Below are 5,271 nucleotides of genomic sequence, written 5' to 3' on the forward strand. Positions count from 1 at the left end.
TCCAGCGCCGCGACCGCCGCATCGACGCGGCGCCGGCCCTCGTGCTCGCCGACCTCGAGCGCCTCGAGGCGCCCGCTCCCCCGGCTGCCGGCGACCTGCTGCTGATCGGGCGCCGTCACCAGCGCGACTGCAACTCCTGGATGCACAACACGACGCGGCTGACCAAGGGGCGGGCGCGCCACCAGCTCCTCATGCACCCGGCGGACCTCGCCGAGCGCGGCATCGACGACGGGTCGGTGGTCGAGGTCACCTCGCGGGTCGGCACCGTCGAGGTGGAGGTGCTCGCGACCGAGGACGTGATGCCGGGCGTGGTCAGCCTCCCCCACGGCTACGGACACCGCCGGGAGGGCGTCCGCCTGCAGCAGGCGGTCGACCTCCCGGGGGTGTCCCTCAACGACCTCACCGACCCCGAGCTGCTCGACGTCTCGGGCAACGCCGCCCTCAACGGCGTACCGGTGCGGGTGCGCGTCAGCGACCGGACAGCTCGTACGCCGGCTCCGGCTCGCTGACGACCACGCCTCGCGGCTGCTGGGGTCGCCCCGGCCACCAGGACCGCTCGCCGAGGAGCACCAGGATCGCGGGCAGCATCACCAGCCGGACCAGCGTCGCGTCCAGCAGGATGGCCGCCGACAGGCCGACGCCCATCATCTTCATCTCGATCATGCTCAGCGTCGCGAAGATCGCGAACACCGAGACCATGACCGCGGCGGCGCTGGTCACCACGCCGGCGGTGTCGGTGATGCCGCGTTCGACCGCCAGCCGGGTCGGCAGGCCGTTGCGGACGTGCTCGCGGACCCGGCTCAGCACGAACACGTGGTAGTCCATCGACAGCCCGACCAGGACCACCAGCACGAACAGCGGGATCCAGTCGACGACGAACCCCGGGGTCGTGAAGCCCAGCGGCTCGTGGAACCACCCGTGCTGGAAGACCAGCGTGACGACGCCGAACGCGACGCACACCGACGCCAGGTTCAAGACGGTCGAGACCCCGGCGAGCACGACGCTGCGGAACGTGGTGACCATGATCAGCATCGTCAGCAGCAGGACGAACCCGATCACCAGGCCGAGCCGGCCCTGCTGGTGCTCGGCGAAGTCCAGGTCCTCGGCGGCCCAGCCGCCCACGGCGTGCTCGCCGTCGAGGTCGCCGAGCGCCGCGGGCACCAGCTCGTCGCGCAGCTCCCGCACGGCGCCGTTCACCCGCTCGTCGGTCTCGACGTACGGCATGCCGAGCACGACCAGCGACGTCGTGCCGTCGGCCGAGGTCTGCACGCCGCGCCCCGAGGCCACGAAGTGGCCGGTCGCCACCGCGCGGTCGGTCAGGTCGGTCAGCGCCGCCTCGACGGCGGGCTGTGCTGCGGCGTCCGCCTCGACCACGACGTTCGCGCTCGCGCCCTCGTCGGCCGGGAAGCTCACGCTGATCGCCTTGACGGTCTGCACCTCCGGGATCGAGGTCGGCAGCGTGTCGAGGGTCGCCGAGTGGGTCTTCATGCCCAGCGCCGGTACGGCGAGGCCCACGACGACCAGGCAGGAGAGCCCGAGCGCCACGAGCGGGTGCCGCACGACGGGGCCGAGCAGACGGCGGCTCAGGCCGCCGCGACCGATCCGCCGGTTGACCCTCCACAGCAGCGGCACCCGCGGGCGGTCCGACCAGCGACCCAGCTTGACCAGCAGCGCCGGCAGCACGGTGATCGAGCCCAGCACGGCGACCGCGACCACGACGATCGAGCCGATCGCCAGGGAGTTGAACGTGGCGTCGTCGACGACGAACAGGCCGGCCATGGCCGCGATCACGGCCCCGCCGGAGACCAGGATCGAGTGGCCGGAGGTCTGCGCGGCCACCTCGACCGCGTCCAGCGTCGTGCGCCCCTTGGCCCGCTCCTCACGCTCGCGCTTGAGGTAGAACAGCGAATAGTCGACGCCGACCGCCATCCCGATCAGCACGATCATGCTCGACGTGGTCTGGTCGGAGGGGATCAGGTGCGAGAGCGGCGCCATCACCCCGATCGTCGCGGCGACGCTCGAGACCGCGAGGAGCACCGGGATGCCGGCGGCGATCAGCGCCCCGAACGCCAGCAGCATCAGGAGCAGGGTCACCGGGAGGCTGGTGGTCTCCGCCGAGCCGAGGTCGTCACCGACCCGGTCGTTGATGGCCTCGTCGATGGTGAGGTCGCCGGCCTGGCGGATGCGGAGCCCGTCGTACTCCCCCTGGACCTCGGCCACGGCCCGCTGGAGGTCGCTCACGTCCTCGGTGTCGGGGGCGAGCTCGACCGACACCAGCATCGCGGCGTGGTCCGGGCTCCACTGCGGGTCGCCCACCCCGGCGACGTGCTCGGCGCTGCGGGCGGCGGCGACCACCGCCGCCGCGGCCTGCTCCGCGGCAGCACCGTCGAGGTGCTCGCCCCGCGCGGTGATGAGGACGTTCTCGGTGTCGGGCGGCGTGAGGCCGGCGTCGGCGACCATCGCGTCGGCCCGGCCTGACTCCCCGACCCGGTAGTCCGCGTCGGTCGTCTCGTGGGTGGGGATCGCCGCGGCGCAGCCGACCGCCACGGCGAGGAACGCGACCCAGGCCAAGATCGCGCGCCAGGGATGCTCGGCGCTCCAGCGCGCCGCTCTCATCGGTACTGCTGTCAGTGGGTTGCCCATGGCCGTCTCTCCCGGGTCTCGTCGTCGTGCCGCTGCTGCTCTCCCAGCCTCGGGTCGCGCGCGCCGCGCGTCAGGGGCGCAGGGACCCGGACCGAGGTGGTGCCAGCACCACTGCGCGCGGTCCGCCGACGCGACAGGATGGGTGCGTGCAGCGGTTGCGACTGACGGGGTACGCCGTCGCCCAGTTCTTCCTCGCGATCGTGATGATCGTGCTGGTCGTGCTCTGGGTGGTCGGCGGCGTGCTCGCCGTGATCTGGGTCGGCCTGGGACTGCTCGCCGGCACGCTGGCGGCGACGCGCTGGATCGCGAACGCCCACCGCTCGATGGCGGCGCGGACGCTCGGGCAGCCGGTGCCGGTGCCCTACCGCCCGCTGCCCGAGGACGGCGGCTACTTCGACAAGGCGCGGGTGGTGCTGGCCGACCCGATGACCTGGCGTGACCTCGCCTGGCTGTTCGTGGCGCCCGTGGTCGGGATCGTGATCTCCCTGCTCGTGATCATCCTGCTGCTCGGTGTCGTCACCGGCTTCATCTGGTGGTTCGTGACCCCGCCGCTGATGACGGCACGGGCCTACTTCGACCGGGCCTTCCTCGCCTACAGCCGCACCGAGCGGCTCGAGCATCGGGTGCAGGTCCTCACCGAGAGCCGCGCGGACGTCGTCGACCACTCGGCGGCGGAGCTGCGGCGGCTGGAGCGCGACCTGCACGACGGCGCGCAGGCCCGGCTCGTCGCGCTCTCGATGAGCCTCGGCATGGCCGACGCGGCGTTCGACGACGATCCGGACCGTGCCCGCCGGTTGGTGCAGGACGCCCGCAGCACGACCGCGGCCGCGATCGGCGACCTGCGCTCGGTGGTGCGGGGCATCCACCCGCCGGTGCTGTCGGACCGGGGGCTCGGTGGCGCGGTCGCGGCGATCGCCCTCGACATGGCGGTCCCGGTGCAGGTCGACGTGCGCCTCGACGGGCGGCCGCCGGCACCGGTGGAGTCGGCGGTCTACTTCGGGGTCGCGGAGTGCCTGGCGAACACCGGCAAGCACGCGGGCGCCGAGCACGCCTGGATCACGCTGCGCCACGAGGACGGCGTGCTGCGCGCGGTCGTCGGCGACGACGGGCGCGGCGGCGCCGACCCGGCCCACGGCACCGGCATGCTCGGGGTGATGCGCCGGCTCGCCGCGTTCGACGGCACGATGTCGGTGTCGAGCCCGGCCGGCGGCCCGACCCTGATCACGCTGGAGGTCCCGTGCGCGCTGTCCCCGACACCGGGCTCCGGCTCGTCCTCGCCGAGGACCACGCCCTCCTCCGGGCCGGCCTGATCCAGCTGCTCGAGGGCAACGGCTTCACGATCCTGCACGCGGTCGACAACGCACCCGCCCTCGAGCAGGCCCTGCTGGACCCGGACGCCGACGCCGCGGTCCTCGACGTACGCCTGCCGCCCACGCAGACCGACGAGGGCCTGCGCGCCGCCATCGCGGTCCGCGAGGCACGCCCGGGCTTCCCGGTCATGGTGCTCTCGCAGTACGTCGAGCAGCTCTACGCCCGCGAGCTGCTCGCCAGCGGCGCCGGTGCGGTCGGCTACCTGCTCAAGGACCGGGTGTCCGACGTGGCGGAGTTCGTCGACGGCGTACGCCGCGTCGCCGCCGGCGCCACGGTGCTGGACCCGGAGGTCGTCGCCGCGGTGATGGCGCGGCACCGCGACGAGCCCCTGGACCGGCTCACGCCGCGCGAGCGGGACGTGCTCGGGCTGATGGCCGAGGGCCGGTCGAACGCGGCGATCGCCGACGCGCTGTCGGTGACCGAGAAGGCGGTCGCCAAGCACATCAACAGCATCTTCACCAAGCTCGACCTGCCCATCGACGAGGACGACCACCGGCGGGTGCGGGCCGTGCTCGCCTGGCTGCACCTGTAGCGGATCAGCCCAGCAGCGTCCGCACCGCCTCACGCGCCGCGGCGGGGTCGGTGGCGGCCAGCGCCACCTCGGCCGCGTCCTCGCAGACGTCCATCGTCACGGTCGCGAGGCGGGCGCCCACCGGGCGGACCGCGGCGGCGGCCATCGAGAGCGAGGTGATGCCCATGCCGACCAGCACGCAGGCCAGCAGGGGGTCGGCCGCAGCCTCGCCGCAGACCCCGACCGGCTTGCCGGCGTTGAACCCGGCCTCGGCGGTGATCGCGATCAGCTGCAGCACGGCCGGCTGCCAGGGGTCGGTGAGGTGGGCGAGGTCGGTGGCCATCCGGTCGGCGGCCATCGTGTACTGGGTCAGGTCGTTGGTGCCGATCGAGAGGAAGTCGACGACCTCGAGCATCCGGTGGGCCAGCAGGGCCGCCGACGGCACCTCGACCATCACCCCGGCCTTGAGGCCGCGGTCGCGGACCTTCTGGCCGAACTCGGCCGCCTCGGCGACGGTCGCGACCATCGGCGCCATCACCCAGGTCTCCGTGGCCGTCTGGCTCGCCGCCCGGGCGATCGCGTCGAGCTGCCGGTCCAGCAGGCCGGGGTTGCCGAAGGACAGCCTCAGCCCCCGGACCCCGAGGGCGGGGTTCTCCTCGCCGTCGAGGGTCGCGAAGGCGAGCGGCTTGTCGGAGCCGGCGTCGAGCGTGCGGACGACGACGTACCGGTCCGTGTCTCCGGGGCCG

At 73.6% G+C, this 5,271-nt stretch carries 5 protein-coding genes; 3 read left to right on the plus strand and 2 right to left on the minus strand.

All coding sequences use genetic code 11. The features are described from left to right. The coding region (locus VGD85_RS18900) for a molybdopterin dinucleotide binding domain-containing protein (RefSeq protein ID WP_331064974.1) at positions 1-509 on the plus strand (509 nt) is incomplete at its 5' end. Here the strand turns inward: VGD85_RS18900 and VGD85_RS18905 are convergent. After that, entirely contained in the window at positions 469-2,616 is a 2,148-nt protein-coding gene (locus VGD85_RS18905) for an MMPL family transporter (RefSeq protein WP_331064975.1), read from the minus strand. The two genes, VGD85_RS18900 and VGD85_RS18905, sit on opposite strands and share 41 nt — an antisense overlap. A 173-nt stretch (positions 2,617-2,789) precedes the next feature. Between VGD85_RS18905 and VGD85_RS18910 the strand changes: the two genes are divergently transcribed. Next, positions 2,790-3,953 carry a sensor histidine kinase gene (locus VGD85_RS18910; RefSeq protein WP_331064976.1) on the plus strand — a complete coding sequence of 388 codons (1,164 nt, stop codon included), beginning with the start codon at positions 2,790-2,792 and terminating at the stop codon, positions 3,951-3,953. Next, complete coding sequence (locus VGD85_RS18915) at positions 3,881-4,546, plus strand: response regulator transcription factor (RefSeq protein ID WP_331064977.1); 666 nt, start codon at positions 3,881-3,883, stop codon at positions 4,544-4,546. The genes VGD85_RS18910 and VGD85_RS18915 overlap by 73 nt, the downstream gene beginning before the upstream one ends. 4 nt (positions 4,547-4,550) lie before the next feature. On the opposite strand, the gene VGD85_RS18920 is transcribed toward VGD85_RS18915, so the two are convergent. Further along, on the minus strand, positions 4,551-5,271 hold a 721-nt coding region (locus VGD85_RS18920; RefSeq protein ID WP_331064978.1), incomplete at its 5' end, for a putative PEP-binding protein.

Source organism: Nocardioides sp. (genome assembly GCF_036401255.1).
In the GTDB taxonomy this organism is placed as follows: Bacteria; Actinomycetota; Actinomycetes; order Propionibacteriales; family Nocardioidaceae; genus Nocardioides.

Bases quoted from the DNA above. Each gene is read 5' to 3' on its own strand.
- VGD85_RS18905 (WP_331064975.1), bottom strand. From the start codon at position 2,616: ATGAGAGCGGCGCGCTGGAGCGCCGAGCATCCCTGGCGCGCGATCTTG.